Raw genomic sequence first — 303 nt, forward strand, 5'->3', positions numbered from 1 at the left:
CCTATTTCCTACAACTACACCGAAAAAGACATTGCTACGTTTGAGAGTACTGTTCAGCTGCGATCAGAAGTGTTTTTGATTCTGGATTATCAACACAGCTTTCGTCTTCGGGGGGTATACAGCCTCTTCCCATGGTTGAACCAGAGTAGTAGTTCATCCGTCAGAAACTTTTGTCAGATGGTCACAGTGCAGGGCGAGGATTACTTCACCATCAAGCGAGCCAGAAACATCAATGACAACATCAACTGCTTTGTGAAACTGACGGGGGAGTGGTGATGCAGGAGTGCCGAATTGAGCAGCTGA

At 46.5% G+C, this 303-nt stretch carries 1 protein-coding gene; it reads left to right on the forward strand.

Annotation, left to right across the window (positions count from 1 at the left end):
• A partial coding sequence (locus tag AK963_RS34610; RefSeq protein WP_175404822.1) for a hypothetical protein occupies positions 1–276 on the forward strand: 276 nt, incomplete at its 5' end.
• Positions 277–303 lie beyond the last annotated feature (27 nt).

The sequence above is a fragment of the Endozoicomonas atrinae genome (genome assembly GCF_001647025.1).
Classification (GTDB): Bacteria; Pseudomonadota; Gammaproteobacteria; order Pseudomonadales; family Endozoicomonadaceae; genus Endozoicomonas; species Endozoicomonas atrinae.